Here is a 17,305-nt window from a genome sequence, read left to right on the forward strand (position 1 = left end):
CCCATGACAACGACCCGCTACACGACCGGCTGGCTCGCGGTGCGCCGCGAGCTGACGACGCGCGGCAAATGGACCCTCGGGCTGGCGTCGTTCCTGCTGCCGTTCGCCGTCTGGTGCCTGATCAGCTATGTGCCGTTCGTCTGGCATCCGCAAATGCGCGTGACGAATCCGGGCAGCGTCGACTATTTCCAGACCGGCATGCAGGTCGATCGCGACGTGTTCGACGACGAGCTCGCGCATGCGCGGGCCGCCCACGCCGCGGTGCCCGAAGGCGTGCGCGCGAATCCGGTCTACCTGCCGGCGCCGCATCAGGTGCTGCGTGCGTTCTACACGGCGTTCACGACGCCGCCGGCCTCCCGCGACGGCGTATGGCTGCACGAGAGCCTGTGGCACAGCATCCGCATCATCTTCTGGGGCTTCGTGATCTCGTCCGCGATCGGCGTGCCGCTCGGCATCGTCTGCGGCACCTTCAGCGCGCTCGCGCGGCTGCAGGAGCCGTTCCTGGAGTTCTTCCGCTACCTGCCGGCGCCGGCGTTCGGCGCGTTGATGGTCGCGATACTCGGCATCTACGATGCGCCGAAGATCGCGATCATCGTGATCGGCACGCTGTTCCAGCAGGTGCTGATCATCGCGAATACCACGCGCAAGCTCGAATACGGGCTGTTCGAGGCCGCGATGACGCTCGGCACGAAGAAGCTGAAGCTGCTCACGCATGTCGTGATTCCGGGCGTGCTGCCGGACCTGTATCGGGATCAGCGGATCCTGCTCGGCTGGGCATGGACCTACCTGATCGTCGCCGAACTCGTCGGCACCAGTTCCGGCATCACGTGGTACATCAGCCAGCAGGCGCGCTACCAGCATTTCGACAACGTGTATGCGGCGATCCTGATGATCGGGATCATCGGCCTCGGCACCGACATCGTGCTCGGGCTGCTCGGCCGCCGGTTCTTTCCGTGGGACCGCACGCTCAAGGCGTGACATCCGTTGACGCAACCCCATCGACCGTTTCTCGCAGAGGGCATCATGCAGAACCCCCAGGCCGTTCCCGATTACCTGGTTCAATCCGACGCGGTGCGCGAGCGCTTCGCGCGGCTGAAGGCCCGCGACGTGATACTCGACGTGCGGCACGTCGGCAAGCGTTTCGCGACGCCGCAAGGCGAATGCATCGCGCTCGACGACATCAGTTTCCGCACGCACCGGCGCGAGTTCGTGTGCGTGATCGGCCCGTCCGGCTGCGGCAAGTCGACGTTGATCCGGATCCTGGCCGGGCTCGAGGCGCAGTCGAGCGGCGAGGTGCTGCTGGACGGCAAGCCGGTGCAGGGGCCGGGCGCCGATCGCGGGATGGTGTTCCAGGGCTATACGCTGTTTCCGTGGCTCACGGTGAAGAAGAACGTGATGTTCGGCCTGCGCATGAACGGCAGCAGCAGCGGCGAGGCCGAGCGCGAGGCGCTGCAGTGGCTCGATCTCGTCGGGCTGACGCGTTTCGCCGACGTGTATCCGCATCAGTTGTCGGGCGGCATGAAGCAGCGTGTGGCGATTGCCCGCGCGCTCGCGAACCGTCCGCGGATCCTGCTGATGGACGAACCGTTCGGTGCGCTCGATGCGCAGACGCGGGCGCGGATGCAGGCGCACCTGCTCGACATCTGGCGCAACATCGACGTGACGATCCTGTTCATCACGCACGACCTCGACGAGGCGATTTTTCTGGCCGACCGGATCCTGGTGCTGAAATCGAACCCCGGCGGAGTGCAGGAACTGATCGAGGTGCCGGTGCCGCGGCCGCGCGACCTCTCGCAGGTCAATACGCCCGAATTCATTGCGACGAAAGCGCGGCTCGAGGCACTGATCCATCCGAAGGAGGCCGTCGCGGCGGAAGACGAGGGTGTCAAGCCGCACATGATCCGGATGACGGACGTTTCGGACAACGTCGAGTAGCGGCGAGCGTGCCGCGACATGTCACGCGGTCACGCGCTTGCGTGGTTGATTCGAGGCAGCCATGCAAACGCGATCGTCACCAGCGTCACGCCCACCACGAGCATCGGCACCACCATCGGCCACGCGCCCAGGTGATAGCGCGGATCGGTGAAGCTCGCTGCCGTCTGGCCCGCGCTGAACGCGAAGAACATCATGATGAAGCCGGACCAGGAGACGGCGCGGCCTGCAAGGTGGGGCAGGCCGCTGACCGCTCCAGCCTGTCCGCACGGCTGATGAATGCCGTGGCCGAGGCAATACACGCCATGCCCGACGAGCAGCGGCCAGATGCTGCCGGGAAGCAGCGCGCACCCCAATGCCTGGATCACCGCGCCGGACAGGCTCAACGTCGCGCCTTGTCGTACCGTTCGCAACATGCTTTGGCGGCGCAGCAACACGCGGCAGCCAAACGTACTCAGCACATAGACGAGCGTCCCGGTTGCCGGTATCCAGCCATAACGCTGGGGCGAGATGCCGAGCTGCCCGATGTAGATCGTCGGCGACAGCAGCAGAAAGCAGAACATGCCGGTGTACGTCGACGCGGCCAGCAGCGTCCATACCCTGAACGGGGCATTGCCGAGTATCTCGCGCACCTCCTGGGTCGAGTTCCGGCTCGGCGGGCTGCGCACGAAGCTTTCCTCGAAGCCGTACCAGCACATGACGAGCAACCCGAACGCATACACGCTCATCCCGGCGAGCACCCATCGCCATCCGGCTTGCTGGGCGACATACGCACCGAGGAGCGGGGCGAGGAACGCCATCATCCCCATCCCCATGAAACCGCGCGCCATCACGTACGGACCGTCGCCCGCCGAATACCGGTCGCGCACCGTCGCACGCGCGCATACCAGTATCGCGGCCATGGCCAGCCCCTGCATCGCGCGAGCGGCCACCAGCATCGCCGCGGTCGAGGCCAGCGCAGCGGCCAGCGCGGTCAGCGCATAGAGCGCAAGGCCGGTCAGCAGCACGGGGCGGCGGCCGAACCGGTCGGCAAGGCTGCCCATCGGCAATTGCCCGACACCGAATATCAGCGCGAAAACCGTGAGGCTGACACTGGCGGAGCCCAGCGTGGCGGCGATTTCGGGCAGCGCCGGCAGGTAACTGTCGGTCGCCACCGGCTGGGCCGCCAGCAGAAGCGGCAACATGAGCGCGAAGTTCAGGCGAGCGGGTCGCGTGGTGTCCGGCATGGCGGTTTTCGACACGGTATCGGGCATCGAGCTTCGAATAAGCGCAGCGGTTACGCAAGGTTGCTCGTGCGGCGAGGGCGGCCGCGGCGAGCTGAAATGGCTGGACGGAAGGGGCGCCGAACCCGACGCCCCGCCGAACGCCGGTTAGCCGCCGACGGATCCGGGCACGGGTTCGCGCACGACGCGATCGTGCGACAGTGCCTCGGCGCGCAGCAGGTCGTATTCTGCCTTGCCGACCGGTTGCGCGTTCGCTCGCCCCAAATCGTTCAAATGGACACGACTGGTCTCGCGTGCGCTCCAGGCAGCGAGCGACGCGATCATGGTGATGCCGAACGCGATCGCACCGACGATCAGCCAGACGTGATGGGCACCCGGCGGCGCGACCGCGGTGAACAGCGCGGGCAGCATCGCCGTGGCCGCGGTACCGAGGTTCTGCGCGATGGCCATCGCCGAGACGCGCGTGCGGGTCGGGAAGAGTTCCGGGTAAAAGGCGGGAAATACCGCGTTGTAGCCCTGGTACACCACGCCCCACATCAGCATCGACATCACGAAGGCGAGCGGCACGTTCCGGATGCTGATCGCATACAGGTAGGCGAACGCGAGCAGCCCGGCGGCCAGCGAGCCGACGATGATCGGCGGCCGGCGGCCGACGCGGTCGGACAGGTTGCCGACGAACGGAATCACGATCATCGCAACGATATTGCCCATCACCGTGATCCAGAGATAGACATCCTTCTGGAATCCGATTCCATACGCCGGCTGGACCGCATAGGCCGCGCCGAAGATCGTGGCGACGACCGGAATCACGTTCATCATCGACATGCAGGCCACGCGCAGCATGTCGGGAAAGTGGTGCCTGAAAGCGTCGGCCACCGGCGAGCCGGCTTGCGACCGGTTGCGCACCGCTTCGTCGAAGGCCGGCGACTCGTCGACCTCGCGGCGAATGATCAGGCCCGCGACGATGACCAGCGCACTCAGCAGGAACGGAATGCGCCAGCCCCAGCTGTCGAATTGCGCGGACGGCATGTAGTAGGCGAGCGGCAGGAACACGGCGGCGGCCAGCACTTGCCCGGCCTGCACGCCCTGCAGCGTGAAGCTGACGAAGTAGCCGCGCCGGCCGAACGGCGCGTGCTCCAGGATCATCGAGCTCGCGCCGGTGATCTCGCCGGCCACGGCGAAACCCTGCAGCAGGCGAAGCGTCACGAGCAACGCGGGCGCGATCAGCCCGGCTTGCTGATAGGTCGGCAGGAGGCCGACGCCGACGGTCGAGATGCCCATCAGGAACATGCAGAACAGCAGGACGGTTTTCCGTCCGCGCGTATCGCCGAGGTGGCCCAGCACGAACGCGCCGATCGGGCGGGACACGTAGCCGACGCCGTAAGTGGCCAGCGACGCGATGATGGCGGTGGTGGGGCTGCCGTGCGGAAAGAATATCTGCGGGAAGATCAGCGCCGATGCCGTGGCGTAGATGAAGAAATCGTAGTATTCGAGCACCGATCCGATCCAGCCGCTGATGGCGGCTTTTCTCGATTGGTGCCTGCCCCTGGGCTCGTCTCGCAAGGTCGTGGTCATCGTCGTCTCCGGATATTGATATGCGTGCCGGGCAAGGCGGGTGATGCGCGGCGTCGTCACTGCCCGATGTGTCGACGCCGTCGTGCGACCAGACCGCGGCCAGTCGATACGGCGCGCGGCGAGCACGCGCGGTGCGCAACGCCGCGCGTTGGCGACGGCTGCGCATGCGCGTCGGTCCCGCATCGGCAGCCGATGCGGGAATCGGCTTATTCGTCGCCGAGCGCCGAAACCGCGGCCCTCAGTGCGAGCAGATAGCTTTGGACCCCGAACCCGCAAATCTGCCCGCTGACGATCTCGGCCAGGACGGAGTGATGCCGGAACGGCTCGCGTGCATGAATGTTGGACATGTGCAGCTCGACGATCGGGCACGTGAGGATCGCCAGGGCATCGCGAATGCCGTAGTTGTAATGCGTCCATGCGCCCGCGTTGATCAGCACCGCGTCCTGGCGTTCCTCGAAAGCGCGATGGATGCGCTCGCACATCGCGCCTTCGCCGTTGGTCTGGAACGACTCCACCTGTACGCCCAGTTCCGTCGCCAGCGCTTGCAGCCGCGCATCGATCTGCGCGAGCGTGATCGTCCCGTACTGCGCGGGATCGCGCTTGCCGAACATGTTGTGATTGATGCCGTGCAGCATCAGGATCTTCTTCATGCGAATCTCCGTCGCGGGTTCAATCAAAGGGCACGGCCAGGCGATCGATCACCGCGCTGGTCTGCGGGCGTACGCCGCGCCACCACGCGAATGCTTCGGCCGCCTGCTCGACCAGCATGCCGACGCCATCCGCGATCCCGTGGACCCCTGCGTTTTTCGCGAGCCGCAGAAACGGCGTCAGACGCTTGCCGTATGCCAGTTCGTAGGCCGTGCCGGCCGGGCTGAACACGCTCGGCGGGACCGGCGGCAGGTCGCCGGTCAGGCTGGCCGACGTCGCATTGACGACCAGGTCGAAACGCCCCATCCGGGCGAGGTCCGCGTAGCCGCTGGCGACGAGCGGACCGCGTCCGGCGACCTGCTCCGCCAGTGCGCGCGCCTTGTCGACGTCGCGATTCGCGATGACCAGTTCGGCCGGTCCCGCTTCGAGGAACGGCAACAGCGCGCCGCGCGCCGCGCCGCCTGCGCCGAGCACCAGCACACGCTTGCCGGCCATCGGCAGGTTGAGGTTCGCTTCGATGTCGCGCACCAGCCCGATGCCGTCGAAGTTGTCCGCCAGGATGCGGCCGCCGTCGAACTTGAGCGCGTTGGCCGCGCCCGCCAGCCGCGCCCGCTCGCTGCGTTCGTCCGACATCGCGAACGCGTCGAGCTTGAACGGCGCGGTGACGTTGATGCCTTTGCCGCCACCCTCGAAAAACGCCCGAACCGCGGCCGCGAACGCGCCTGCCGGCGCGACGGGCCCCTCGATCGCCGTATAGCTGATGTCCTGCCGCGTCTCCTTCGCGAACAGCCCGTGAATCAACGGGGATTTCGTGTGCCCGATCGGATTGCCGATCACCGCGTATTGGTCGGTCATCATTGGCTCGCTTTTGAATAGAGGACGCCGTCGGCCTGCATCGCGTCGATCTCGGCCGAATCGAACCCGAGGGCGCGCGCGACTTCCGCGTTGTGCTGCCCGAGATCGGGCGCGACGTCGCGAATCGTCGTGTCGCAATCGGAAAACCGGAACGGCAGGTTGGGCAGGCGCAGCGTCCCGTAGCGCGGATGCTGTTGCTCGACGACCATGCCTCTGGCCTGGATCTGCGGATCGTTCAGCACTTCGTCGATGCGCTGCACCTTCGCGCACGGCACGTCGATGCCGTCCAGCAGGTCCAGTACCGACGCGACGGAGCGCGCGGCCACCCACGGCTCGACGACCGACAGAATCTCCGCGCGGTGCGCGTTGCGCCCGACGCTGTCGTGGAAGCGCGTATCGGCGCCGAAATCCGCCGGCCCGCCGTGCGTCGCGATCAGCTCGGCGAAGCGTTTCCACGCGTCGTCGACTTGCGCGGCGATCACGAGATCGCCGTCCGACGCGCGGAACACGCCGTAGAGCGTCGAGGTCGGCATGTCGTGCCCGGTCTGCTCGGGCAGCACGCCCTGCAGCGTGTAGCACTGCACCGCATATTCGTGCATCGATACCAGCGTGTCGTACAGCGCCATGTCGATGTGCTGCCCGCGGCCGCTCTTCACGCGCCCCAGCAGCGCGGCGTTGATGGCCGCGACCGCATGGATGCCGGTGTACATGTCGCCGAGCGAGATGCGCAGCAGCGGCGGCCGTTCGCCCGGCGTGCCGACCATCTGCATGATCCCGCTCTTGGCCTCGGCGATCAGCCCGAAGCCCGCGCGATGCGCATCGGGGCCGGTATGCCCGTACGCGGAAATCGAACAGTAGACGAGGCCCGGATTGCGCGCCGACAGTTCGTCATAACCGAGCCCGAGCTTGTCCAGCGCGCCCGGCCGATAGTTCTCGATGAACACGTCGGCGGAGTCGCACAGCCGCTGCATGAATGCCTTGCCGCGCGCATCCTTCATGTTGACGCTCACGCCGCGCTTGCCCATGTTGAGCTGCAGGAAGTAGCCGCTTTGCTGGTCGTCGAGCACGGTCGCGTGCTGCCGTCCGGCGTCGCCTGACCCGGGGCGCTCGACCTTGATGACTTCGGCGCCGAGCGCCGCCAGACAGCGTCCGACATACGGCCCGGCAAGGAAGTGGCTGTAGTCGACGACGCGAATGCCTTCGAGTGGGCGAGCCTGCATTACAGTGCCTCCGGGCGGCGCGGCACCATCAGGCGGTGCTCGCCGTGTTGAACGACCTGACCGTCCTGATTGATCAGCTCCGACGGCAGCACGACGATGCCCCAGCCCGGGCGGCTCTTGCTCGCCCGCATCGAGCCCACGCGGAACTTGACGTGAAGCACGTCGCCGACCTTGATCGGCAGCAGGAAATCCCAGGTCCAGCCGAGCGACATGCCCGGCAGAAAGCGATAGTCGCTCTGCGTCTTCAGGCCGTCGGCGATGGACAGGCCGAACAGCCCGTGCGCGACGAGGCAGCCGAAGTGGCTGGCGTTCGCGTATTCCTCGTCCACGTGGACGGGCGTATGGTCGCCGGTGAGGTCGGCGTACGCGAGGATGCGCGCCTTGGTCACGGTGTAAGTCGGGCTCGTGCACGTGTCGCCCTCGCGGGCGTCGTCCCAGTATTTTTCGACGATCGTCATGGTCATGCCTCCGCGCGCGGGTTGATCGCCAGTGCCTGCGCGACGCAGGAAGCCGGCCTGGCCTGGATCAGTTCGACCGCCAGCCCGTCGGGCAGGCGAAGCCAGTTCCGTCCCTGCGGCATTTCCGTCACGCCGAATCGTTGTGCCGCGGCCAGCGCGGCCTCCAGGTCCTCGCACATCACGCCGAGATGGGCGAGGCGGCCTTCCGGGCCGTCGTGTTCCGGCGCGTGGATGAACTGCAGGCCGCCGAGCGTCCAGTACTGCCGCGGCGCGTCGAGCGTGCCGTCCACTTCGCGCAGGGTCATGCCGAGCACGTCCTCGAAGAAACGGATGTGCCAGCGGATGTCCTTCACCCAGATCGCGACGTGTTCGAGATAGGCTTTCGGGACGCTCATGCGGCGGTCTCCTTCCGTTGACGGTCGGCCATCGCGCGTTCCAGCCCCTTGATGCAGGCGACGAGCGTGGCATTGACCGGGGTCGGCACGCCGTAGCGCTGCCCCCAGCGCACGACCGAACCGTTGATGAAGTCGATTTCGGTGATCGAGCCCTTCTCGAGGCTTTGCAGCATCGACGTCTTGAAGCTCGCGGGCAGCCCCTCGGCGGCCAACGTCCATGCCTGCTCGGGATCGGTCATCGACAGCTTCACGCCCGCCGCCTGGGCGGCCGCGATCGCCTCGGCCACGGCCGCGAGCGACGTCGCCTTCAACAGCGGCTCGTCGTAAAGCTGCCCGTAGGTGAGGCCGGTCAGGCCGGTCAGCGCGCCCGTCGCGACATTCACCAGCAGCTTGTCCCACATCGTGCCGACGATGTTGTCGCTGATCGTCGTGGCGAGGCCCGCGGCATTGAACGCGGCGGCGATTGCCTCGACGCGCGGCGTGATGCGGCCGTCGAGTTCGCCGATATAGGTGTATTTGCCGATCACGCCGGATTCGATGTGACCCGCGCCGCGCAGCACGCCGCCGACGTAGGTCTTGCCCGCGAGGACGCGCTCGCGGCCGACGACGTCGATCAGGATGTCCTCGTGTCCGAGGCCGTTCTGCAGCGACAGCACGGTGGTATCGGGCCCCACCAGCGACTGGGCGCCGCGGATGGCCGCATCGGTGTGGAACGACTTGACCAGCACGACCACCAGGTCGGCCACGCCGACATCGGCAGCCCGCGTCGTCGCGTGGACCCGTACGTGGCGGGTGCCGCCGGTATCGTCGACGCGCAGGCCGTTATCGCGCATCGCATCGACGTGCGCGGGCGAGCGGTCGATCAGCCAGGTCTCGTGGCCACCTTGGGTGAGGGTGGCGCCGATCGCGCAGCCCAGTGCGCCGGCCCCCAGAATCGCTATTTTCAATGGCTTCTCCTTGACGTATGGCGTCACGATAGGAGTCGCCGCTCATGCCGACAATGCAATGGATACAATGTCGTCATTGCCATGGACAATAACGCCACGATGCCCGCCGACCTGCCCGACCTGAAGCTGCTTCAGCTTTTCGATCTCCTGTACGAGGTGCGCAGCGTCACGCGCGTCGCCGAGCAACTGGGCCAGAGCCAACCGACGGTCAGCATCTGGCTCGGGCACTTGCGGGAACATCTGCACGATCCGCTGTTCATTCGCACACCCGGCGGCATGGCGCCGACCCCGCAAGCCGACGCGCTGATCGGGCCCTGCCGGGAAATTCTCGAATCCCTGCGGCGCTTCACCGCGTGGGAGATCGCGTTCGATCCCGCGACGGCCCAGCGACGGTTTCGCATCTGCATGACCGACGCGAGTCACGTCACGCTGCTCCCGCGGCTGCTGGCCCATGTCCGCGCGCAGGCGCCCGGCGTCCGGCTGGAAGCCGCACGGATCGACGGCAATACGGAACGCGCGCTCGAATCCGGCGAAGCCGATCTCGCGATCGGCTACGTGCCGTGGCTGGGCGGCGGTATTTATCAGCAGAAACTGTACGACCAGGACTGGGTCTGTCTGGCCAACCGGCATCATCCGAGGATTCGCGGCCGCCTCGGCGCGAAGCAGTACCGTGCCGAAGGCCATGTCGCCATTACGGGCGGAACGGGGGCGCAACTGCTCGAACAGGCGCTGCGGCAGGCGCGCATCGAGCGAGACGTCGTGCTGGAGTTACCGGGTTTCCTGGGTTTGGGTGCGATCGTCCAGACGACCGACCTGATCACGACGTTACCGCGCCATATCGGCCAGACCCTGGCTCAGGCGAGCGATCTGGCGGTTCATGCCTGCCCGATCCCGGTCGAAGGCTTCGCGGTTCGGCAGCATTGGCATGCGCGCTATCACCACGAGGCCGGCAATCGATGGCTGCGCGGTGTCGTGATCCGGTTGTTCGGTGCATCGCATCCGTCCACGGCGTAGGGAAGTGCGCGTGTTCGGCGGTGCCTGGAGACCGAACGTCACCGCCGGACGGCAGCCACGAACGGCAGCCACGAACGGCACGACCGGTTCTCCATGCACCGATCGTGCCGCCGTGTGGCCGGACGGCGTGCGCTGGCCGGCCTCAACCGGTCATCAGCGCCACGATCTGCGCGGCGCCGAGCGCGCCGCGGTAAATGCGCAGGTCCTCGAGCAGGCCGTTGAAGGTCGAGACGGGGTACTGCGATTTGCCGAGCCAGTTATGCGTGAGACCGCCGAGCCGGAACGGCGCGAGAAACATGCCCGTGTTGCCGGCGACCGGCTTGCCGTTCATGTAAAGCGTCGCCGTCGGGCCGGCGAGCGTGACCGCCACGTGCACCCATTGCTTGTCCGGCATCGTCGGTGCGTCGACCATCTGGTCGCCGAACCCGTTCACCGCGATCGCGAAGCGCATCGACTGATTGTCGGTGCGCCAGTCGGTACGCGGCATCAGCGTGACGTAGCTGCCGAAGCGGCCGCTCAGGTCGAGAATCGGCGCCCAGCTTTGCCCGCGGTCGTTCCAGTACACCCACACCGCGATCGTGAAATCCGCTACGTCGGACAGAATCTCGCCCGCCAGTTCGACGTACGCGCCGGCTCCGTTGAGCGACACCGCATGGGTGCGGCGTCCCGGGGCCCATGTCGCCCCGTTCAGCGTGCCGTGGTGGCCGTTGCCCGACCGGTCGGCGGCCGTGAGGCCGCTGCCCTCATCGAACGTCAGGTGCGCGAGCAACAGCGTCGAGGTTGCCACCTTCACCTCGTTCGACGCGGCCGATTCGCCCGCCGGCGTTTGCGCCGTGACGACATAGAAGTACGTGCCGGGCCCGGGCGGAGTATCGGTGTGCGTCAGCCAATCGGTGACGCCGGTGCGGAGGGTGGTGTACGGCCCCCCGGCGATCGTCGCGCGCTTGACGTTGTAGCCGCTCGCATTGCTGCATCCCCACCAGGACAGCACGACCTTGTCCGCGCTTGCGTAGCCCGTGAGGCCGCTCGGCGTCGGGGCCGGCGTGCCCGGATCGCGCGTGCACGTGAGCGTGCCGTAGCCGAGCTGGTCGTAGCCGCCGCTGGCGCTGCCGTAGTTGCCGCCGCCGCCTTCCGGCGCGACGAATTCGGCAAAGCGTTGCGTGTAAGGTGCCGCGAGACCCTTTCGATTGATGTAATGGTTTGCCACCAGGGCCCAGCAAGGGCGGCCGCCGCCTTGCGAACCGGTCGCGAACGCCGTTTGCGTGACGTCCACGTTCTGGTAGGTGGCGAACGGCACGGGGAAGAACGAGCCGTCCGCCTGCTTGAGGTTCGACTTCGCCACGTATTCGGCACCCGCCAGGAAGCGGTTGTTGTCGTAACCGTACAGATCGATGCCCTGATTCCACGCCATCTCGCAGATCGCGCCGGTCAGCGCGATGCCGAGCTGGGTATGGCCCTGGTCGCGGCCGGCTTCCTGCCATTGGCCGAGGTAACCGGGGTGTACGAAATACACGGCCATGCCGATACTGCCGTTGCCGGCGCCGTTCTTGAAGTACGAGACGGCATCGTCGACGATATCCGCGTTGTCGCACAGTACGCCGATGGCCAGCATCGACGCGAGGTTGCACAGTTCCCAGTTGGCCCAGTAATGCGTGCGTTGGCGGTCGACGGGGCGGTGCAGGAACCCGTGGTTGATCGGATGGAAGACATCGAGCATCATCTTCTGAAACGCGGCGAGGCCGCTGGCATTCCAGCCGTCGTAACCGCGCATCATCTCGCCCACGTTCGCGAATTCGTAGCCGTAGATGCCGGCAGCCAACGCCACGTTGCTGTTGCCGCCGAGCGCCGTGAGCGTCGACGACCACCTGTCCAGGTACTCCACCGCCTTGTCGCCGTGACGCTTGTCACCCGATACCCGCCAGCACAGTGCATGGCCATAGGCGAAGGCGATGTCGCCGTAGAGGATCCAGTAGTTCTCGTTGCTCCCGCCGCGCCTGATCTCGGGCTGCGGGTTCGGGATGCTCGTCAGGCGGGTATGGAAGTTTGAGAGAAGCAGGTTCCAGCTGTCGATCCACGGGGAAGCATGTGCGCCGACCTTGGCGCGCATGCGTGCGAAATCCGCTTCGGTATGCAGTAGGCCGGGATGGGAAAAGGTGCGGATTCGAGCGGCGCCGGTCGACGGCGTACCGCCCTCGCTACCGTTCGATGCGGGCACGGTGCCCGACGACTGACCGCTACTGGTCGGCGCTGCGCGCACGCCCTCGGCAAACGCGTTTTCACTGTCTCCGCCGCATCCTGCCAGAAGCGTTGCACTGAGTCCCATCAGGAAATGGCGCCGCGCAATGTTTTCGATGATACCGAGCCCGGCGACTTCCTCCGATAAGGGTGTCGCCGTGTCCTTGTCTCTCATGTATGGACTCCTTTTCTTTTGATGTAATCGAATTGTTAGTGAATGTACTAACTGTTCCGTATTTCATTATGAGCGGCTGGGTATTCTATCCAGCAGGGCAGGGAGGCGATCAAGAGGTAAATAACGAATTCACTGATGACATGTGTTTGTCATGTCGGCGACGTAGCGGCATCGAGACGCGCGGGGACGTTGATCTGCGGCGGGATTTTGTAGCCAATCAGGCAGTGAGTCTCGCGTCGATATTGTCGGAATCCAGCCAGGCTCGACGGACCGTGGCCGGAGGTTGGTAGCGATGAGCGCGGTGGGGCCTGCGCTCGTTATAGAACTGCCGCCAGCGTTCGATGAGCATCCTGGCATCGGCGCGGCTGCAGGCCGTCGATTACCAGCATCTGCTCGTCGATAAATCGCTTCTTCATCGAGTCCTCCTCGTCCCTGGGATAAAAGAGAACTCACTTGCTGGATGGCTACAAGAAACGTCTCAGGTCACCCGGCCTTTATCGTGGTCGAAACTTATCTCGATATATGTTAGGAAGGACTCCAGTTATTTTCCGAAATATTTTCCTGAAGGCCGATGAATCTGAATATCCAATCGACCAGGCAATATCGTTGATTGTTTTATTCGTGAGCTCCAGTTCCTCGCGCGCCTTCATGATGCGGATCTGCTGAATATATTCAGTAGGACGCATCCCGGTCGCCTTCGTGAAGCGGCGTATGAATGTTCGCTCCGTGAGATGTACTCGAGCAGCGAGATTTTGGATGGAATGATCTTGTGCCGGATGGGCATGCATATGATGTTGTGCACGGACTATTTCCGTGTCGCCGTGATCGAACCTTGGTGAGAATGTGCGAAACGCGAGTTGGTCTCGGCGCGGTGCGTCGCTCAATAGGAAGCGTGCGGTCGAAAGCATTACGGCCGGTCCCATCAATTTCGAGACAAGCGCCAATCCAAGATCAGTCCAGGCAAGGATGCCTCCAGCTGTAATGACGTCACCGTCGTCTATCACCATATCGTGTGTTACGAGATCAATCTCAGGAAAGCGGCTTGAGAGCAAGTCTACAAAGGCCCAATGAGTCGTAGCTGTTCGACCATTCAGTAGACCGGTTTGTGCCAGAACGAAGGCGCCGGCACATACGGAGCACACTGTCACTCCCTCAGCATGACGGGCCTTCATCCATGAGGCGATTACAGGTGTCAAGGGCATTCTGTCGGGCATAACAACGCTCGGCGGAAGGATAACGTGTGTTAGCCGATGGTCTTGCTCAGGGTGGCTGTCCCATACGCAGGAAACAGTGCCCAGGGCCGTATCGAACTTCCAATGCGATACCCGAATGTATCGCCCGCGAAGCGCAGCGCCGAGGTGGGTGGACCACTCGGTCGCGATCCTAAACAGGTCTGTCAGTCCGTGAATTGCCGCCATCTGACAGTCCGCATAGATCAGTAGACCAACTTCTGCCACTTGTTCAGGAGCAGCACTCATTTTGTCAGATTCGACTCTATTTTTGGCTGTATTAACGCGTCCCATCTTGATGTCCCTCACGTAGAATTTTTGACACCACACCGGACTTCTTTCTACCTGGACCCACCGAGTGACGAAGCAAAGTGGACGGGGCGTAGACGAGCATGACGCAAAGATTCTACCTCCTCTTGGACTGAGTCTGGTTGGTCTTGTCGACCGATTTTGGTCGGCTCGGCGAGTGCGGTGTCATCCTTGCGCCGATGCGTGAGGGATACAGAACGTCGTTTCAGGAGTTCATAAAATGAGTACTACCAAGCAGGAATCCATCCCTCTTCCGCCCACACCGTATCTTGAGTCCGCAGCTCGTGCGCTCTGCGACGCTACGGATCCGCATCCCCGCATCTATGAAGTGCCGCCCGAACGTGGCCGAGCAATTCTTCGTGATCTGCAGAGCGGGAAAAACGTTGATCGACCGGATGTCGAAGAGCAATGGGTTACCATGGATGCCGGAAAGTGGGGGAAAGTGCCCACTCGCATCATTCGACCGATTGGCGCTACCGCGCCGCTGCCTGTTGTCTTCTATATCCATGGTGCTGGTTGGGTATTCGGCGACGACAAGACGCATGACCGACTGTTTCGTGAGCTTGCTGTCGGAGCGGGGGCGGCCGGCGTATTCCCGGTCTACACAAACGCCCCCGAGGCTCGATATCCGACGCAAGTCGAGCAAAACTATGCGGTCGGTCTCTGGCTTGCCCAGAATGGCGCGAAGTACGGTCTGGACACGTCGCGCGTTGCAGTAGCGGGGGAATCCGTGGGCGGCTGCATGTCTGCTGTTTTCGCGTTGATGAACAAAGAGCGCGGCGGGCTCAAACTCAAGGCGCAGGTACTTCTCTACCCCGTCGCCAATGCCGATTTCGAGACGGCGTCGTACGTTCAGTTTGCCGAGCACTGGTATCTCGCTCGCGATGGCATGAAATGGTTCTGGGACCACTACTCCGATCCGGCACAGCGAACCGAGCACCACGCTGCACCGCTTCAGTCGACCTTGCAGCAACTCGAAGGACTCCCGACTACGCTCGTGATTACGGCGGAAGCGGACGTGCTGCGTGACGAGGGCGAGCACTACGCGTCGAAACTCCGCGAAGCGGGAGTCGACGTGACTGCAGTCCGTATTGCCGGCACAACGCACGACTTCATGTTGCTCGATAGCTTGCGCGACACAAGAGCGGCGAATGTCGCTCGTAAGCTCGCGATCGATGCTCTTAAGACCGCGCTTCATTCCAAGTAATGCCGACGCCGCCACAGTATTTCGGTGCCCGGCGCGGCGCTGGTGTAGCTGAGGCGGCGTTGCAATCATGGCGCGTCCGGGGCGAGTCCTCATTGCTCAAGGACCGGCACCGTGGTTGGTCTGTAGTTCGCTATGGCAGCTGTCGTCAATCTTGATGTACGGGTGTCACGGTGTCGTATGCATTCGATCTCTGTAAGGGAAAGCAGATTATGAGTAGCAGGAAGGTTTTCACGAACGCCACTGGCGCGCCCGTAGCAGATAACACCAACATTTTGACCGCCGGCCGGCGTGGACCAGCGCTTCTGGAAGATGTCTGGTTGATCGAAAAGCTCGCTCACTTCGACAGAGAAGTCATCCCCGAGCGACGCATGCATGCGAAGGGATGGGGATGTTATGGGACGTTCACCGTTACCCGTGATGTGACACGTTATACCAAAGCCAAGATTTTTTCGGAGGTTGGGAAGAAAACAGACTTGGTTGTTCGTTTCTCAACCGTGGCAGGGGAGCGCGGCGCCGCCGATGCTGAGCGTGATATCCGTGGTTTCGCAGTCAAGTTTTATACGGAAGAAGGCAATTGGGATATCGTAGGCAACAATACCCCGGTTTTCTTTTTCCGGGATCCGTTGCGCTTCCCAGATCTGAATCATGCGATTAAGCGTGACCCCAGAACGGGGCTCCGATCGGCCAATAGTAACTGGGATTTTTGGTCACTGCTGCCAGAAGCGTTGCATCAGGTGACGATCGTTATGTCTGATCGTGGAATTCCCAGAAGCTTTCGGCATATGCATGTGTTTGGCAGCCATACCTTTTCCATGGTTAATGCTGTCAATGAGCGCGTATGGGTCAAGTTTCACTTTCGTACCCAGCAAGGCATTGAAAACCTGACCGATGAGGCGGCTGCGGCAGTCATCGCGATTGATCGCGAAAGCCATGGTCGCGATTTGTTCAACGCGATCGAGCGCGGTGACTTTCCGAAGTGGACACTTTATATTCAAGTCATGACCGAGGAGCAGGCACAACACCACAAACACAATCCATTCGATCTTACGAAGGTATGGCCAAAGGCGGACTATCCGTTGATCGAGGTCGGTGTAATGGAATTGAACCGATATCCGGAAAACTATTTCGCAGAGATCGAGCAGGTCGCGTTCTCACCAGCCAACATCATTCCTGGCATCGGATACTCTCCGGATCGTATGTTACAAGCTCGACTGTTCTCATACGGTGATGCTCAACGCTATCGCCTTGGAGTGAATTTCAATCAGATTCCGGTCAACGCACCGCGGTGCCCCTTTCATAGCTACCATCGAGACGGTGCGATGCGAACGGATGGAAACCTTGGTGGAACGACGACGTACCAGCCGAGCACTGAAGGAATGTGGGGAGATCAGCCGGAATTCGCGGAGCCGCCGTTATCGATCGATGGGCCAGCTGGACGCTTCGATCACTATGTTGACGACGATCACTATGAACAGCCTCGCGCGTTATTTCAGTTGATGACTGAGGACCAGAAGCAACAGCTATTTGACAATACTGCCCGAGCCTTGGGCGACGCAAGCACGGTCGTCAAAGAGCGCCACATCGCGAATTGTGCCAAGGCTGACCCTGCATACGGGGGCGGCGTGGCCGCAGCGCTGCTGCAATTAGAGCGCGATAGCGCTATTTCCTTGGATGGCGCCGAACAATAATCGAATTTATACTCGACCATCCACAGAGGAAACACACTATTTTTTAGTATATTTACTGTTTTTCTGTCCCCGCCCCTATGCCAGGGTTTAATCGGATTTGGGGTGGGTTTTTTTATGTAAATGCTATGATGAAAGTGATGGTCGAATTTCAATCTTGAAAATGCGGTAGATTTTTATGTGTGAAAGTAGGCGGGG

The 17,305-nt window shown here is 63.2% G+C and carries 15 protein-coding genes and 1 pseudogene; 5 read left to right on the forward strand and 11 right to left on the reverse strand.

What is annotated here, in order from left to right; all coding sequences use genetic code 11:
• Positions 1 to 3 precede the first annotated feature (3 nt).
• Together VXM69_RS34870 and VXM69_RS34875 are read left to right on the forward strand one after the other, a co-directional pair.
• On the forward strand, positions 4 to 978 hold the full coding sequence (locus tag VXM69_RS34870; protein WP_034190455.1) for an ABC transporter permease: 975 nt from the start codon (positions 4 to 6) through the stop codon (positions 976 to 978).
• A gap of 45 nt (positions 979 to 1,023) precedes the next feature.
• Positions 1,024 to 1,935, forward strand: a complete 912-nt coding sequence (locus VXM69_RS34875; protein ID WP_367190640.1) for an ABC transporter ATP-binding protein — start codon at positions 1,024 to 1,026, stop codon at positions 1,933 to 1,935.
• A 29-nt stretch (positions 1,936 to 1,964) separates the two neighbouring features.
• Here the strand turns inward: VXM69_RS34875 and VXM69_RS34880 are convergent, their stop codons facing one another.
• The 8 genes from VXM69_RS34880 to VXM69_RS34915 all read right to left on the reverse strand — a co-directional run bounded on the left by VXM69_RS34880 (position 1,965) and on the right by VXM69_RS34915 (position 9,253).
• Positions 1,965 to 3,158, reverse strand: a complete 1,194-nt coding sequence (locus VXM69_RS34880) for an MFS transporter (protein WP_059562218.1) — start codon at positions 3,156 to 3,158, stop codon at positions 1,965 to 1,967.
• Between the two features lie 144 nt (positions 3,159 to 3,302).
• Positions 3,303 to 4,730, reverse strand: a complete 1,428-nt coding sequence (locus tag VXM69_RS34885) for an MFS transporter (RefSeq protein WP_124609965.1) — start codon at positions 4,728 to 4,730, stop codon at positions 3,303 to 3,305.
• Positions 4,731 to 4,936: 206 nt separating this feature from the next.
• Positions 4,937 to 5,380 carry a type II 3-dehydroquinate dehydratase gene (aroQ, locus tag VXM69_RS34890; RefSeq protein WP_069706399.1) on the reverse strand — a complete coding sequence of 148 codons (444 nt, stop codon included), beginning with the start codon at positions 5,378 to 5,380 and terminating at the stop codon, positions 4,937 to 4,939.
• A gap of 19 nt (positions 5,381 to 5,399) precedes the next feature.
• Complete coding sequence (gene aroE / locus VXM69_RS34895; protein WP_059562215.1) at positions 5,400 to 6,233, reverse strand: shikimate dehydrogenase; 834 nt, start codon at positions 6,231 to 6,233, stop codon at positions 5,400 to 5,402.
• Entirely contained in the window at positions 6,233 to 7,453 is a 1,221-nt protein-coding gene (locus tag VXM69_RS34900; RefSeq protein ID WP_034190460.1) for a CaiB/BaiF CoA-transferase family protein, read from the reverse strand. Before VXM69_RS34900 ends, aroE begins: the two co-directional genes overlap by 1 nt.
• On the reverse strand, positions 7,453 to 7,911 hold the full coding sequence (locus VXM69_RS34905; RefSeq protein ID WP_034190461.1) for a MaoC family dehydratase: 459 nt from the start codon (positions 7,909 to 7,911) through the stop codon (positions 7,453 to 7,455). Before VXM69_RS34905 ends, VXM69_RS34900 begins: the two co-directional genes overlap by 1 nt.
• A gap of 2 nt (positions 7,912 to 7,913) precedes the next feature.
• A complete protein-coding gene (locus tag VXM69_RS34910; RefSeq protein ID WP_034190462.1) occupies positions 7,914 to 8,306 on the reverse strand; it encodes a VOC family protein in 393 nt (130 codons plus the stop codon).
• Positions 8,303 to 9,253 carry a ketopantoate reductase family protein gene (locus VXM69_RS34915; RefSeq protein WP_034190463.1) on the reverse strand — a complete coding sequence of 317 codons (951 nt, stop codon included), beginning with the start codon at positions 9,251 to 9,253 and terminating at the stop codon, positions 8,303 to 8,305. Before VXM69_RS34915 ends, VXM69_RS34910 begins: the two co-directional genes overlap by 4 nt.
• An 81-nt stretch (positions 9,254 to 9,334) precedes the next feature.
• On the opposite strand from VXM69_RS34915, the gene VXM69_RS34920 reads away from it, so the two are divergent.
• A complete protein-coding gene (locus VXM69_RS34920) occupies positions 9,335 to 10,267 on the forward strand; it encodes a LysR family transcriptional regulator (protein WP_367190641.1) in 933 nt (310 codons plus the stop codon).
• A 142-nt stretch (positions 10,268 to 10,409) separates the two neighbouring features.
• Here VXM69_RS34920 and VXM69_RS34925 read toward each other — a convergent pair whose 3' ends face one another.
• From VXM69_RS34925 to VXM69_RS34935, 3 genes and pseudogenes are all read right to left on the reverse strand, one after another.
• A complete protein-coding gene (locus tag VXM69_RS34925; protein ID WP_367190642.1) occupies positions 10,410 to 12,677 on the reverse strand; it encodes a LamG-like jellyroll fold domain-containing protein in 2,268 nt (755 codons plus the stop codon).
• A gap of 217 nt (positions 12,678 to 12,894) precedes the next feature.
• Positions 12,895 to 13,044: pseudogene (locus VXM69_RS34930) on the reverse strand (integrase core domain-containing protein); the annotation flags it as partial.
• 127 nt (positions 13,045 to 13,171) lie between these two features.
• Positions 13,172 to 14,155: a GlxA family transcriptional regulator gene (locus VXM69_RS34935; RefSeq protein WP_080287918.1), complete on the reverse strand. Its 984-nt coding sequence runs from the start codon at positions 14,153 to 14,155 to the stop codon at positions 13,172 to 13,174.
• A gap of 280 nt (positions 14,156 to 14,435) precedes the next feature.
• Here VXM69_RS34935 and VXM69_RS34940 point away from each other — a divergent pair, with 280 nt between their 5' ends.
• Positions 14,436 to 15,422 (forward strand): alpha/beta hydrolase, encoded by a 987-nt coding sequence (locus tag VXM69_RS34940; protein WP_367190643.1) that lies wholly within the window; start codon positions 14,436 to 14,438, stop codon positions 15,420 to 15,422.
• A 209-nt stretch (positions 15,423 to 15,631) separates the two neighbouring features.
• The gene (locus VXM69_RS34945) at positions 15,632 to 17,110 is read left to right on the forward strand and encodes a catalase (protein ID WP_367190644.1); all 1,479 of its coding nucleotides are present in this window, start codon (positions 15,632 to 15,634) and stop codon (positions 17,108 to 17,110) included.
• Positions 17,111 to 17,305: the final 195 nt, after the last annotated feature.

Origin of the sequence: Burkholderia sp. Ed8 (assembly GCF_040761425.1) — a bacterium.
Taxonomy (GTDB): domain Bacteria; phylum Pseudomonadota; class Gammaproteobacteria; order Burkholderiales; family Burkholderiaceae; genus Burkholderia; species Burkholderia seminalis.

Excerpts from the sequence above, each read along its gene's own strand:
- VXM69_RS34875 (WP_367190640.1), top strand. The coding sequence starts at position 1,024 with ATGCAGAACCCCCAGGCCGTTCCCGATTACCTGGTTCAATCCGACGCG.
- aroQ (WP_069706399.1), bottom strand. The coding sequence starts at position 5,380 with ATGAAGAAGATCCTGATGCTGCACGGCATCAATCACAACATGTTCGGC.
- VXM69_RS34870 (WP_034190455.1), top strand. The coding sequence starts at position 4 with ATGACAACGACCCGCTACACGACCGGCTGGCTCGCGGTGCGCCGCGAG.
- VXM69_RS34885 (WP_124609965.1), bottom strand. The coding sequence starts at position 4,730 with ATGACCACGACCTTGCGAGACGAGCCCAGGGGCAGGCACCAATCGAGA.
- VXM69_RS34920 (WP_367190641.1), top strand. The coding sequence starts at position 9,335 with ATGGACAATAACGCCACGATGCCCGCCGACCTGCCCGACCTGAAGCTG.
- VXM69_RS34940 (WP_367190643.1), top strand. The coding sequence starts at position 14,436 with ATGAGTACTACCAAGCAGGAATCCATCCCTCTTCCGCCCACACCGTAT.
- VXM69_RS34945 (WP_367190644.1), top strand. The coding sequence starts at position 15,632 with ATGAGTAGCAGGAAGGTTTTCACGAACGCCACTGGCGCGCCCGTAGCA.
- aroE (WP_059562215.1), bottom strand. The coding sequence starts at position 6,233 with ATGACCGACCAATACGCGGTGATCGGCAATCCGATCGGGCACACGAAA.
- VXM69_RS34925 (WP_367190642.1), bottom strand. The coding sequence starts at position 12,677 with ATGAGAGACAAGGACACGGCGACACCCTTATCGGAGGAAGTCGCCGGG.
- VXM69_RS34935 (WP_080287918.1), bottom strand. The coding sequence starts at position 14,155 with ATGAGTGCTGCTCCTGAACAAGTGGCAGAAGTTGGTCTACTGATCTAT.
- VXM69_RS34910 (WP_034190462.1), bottom strand. The coding sequence starts at position 8,306 with ATGAGCGTCCCGAAAGCCTATCTCGAACACGTCGCGATCTGGGTGAAG.
- VXM69_RS34900 (WP_034190460.1), bottom strand. The coding sequence starts at position 7,453 with ATGCAGGCTCGCCCACTCGAAGGCATTCGCGTCGTCGACTACAGCCAC.
- VXM69_RS34905 (WP_034190461.1), bottom strand. The coding sequence starts at position 7,911 with ATGACGATCGTCGAAAAATACTGGGACGACGCCCGCGAGGGCGACACG.
- VXM69_RS34880 (WP_059562218.1), bottom strand. The coding sequence starts at position 3,158 with ATGCCGGACACCACGCGACCCGCTCGCCTGAACTTCGCGCTCATGTTG.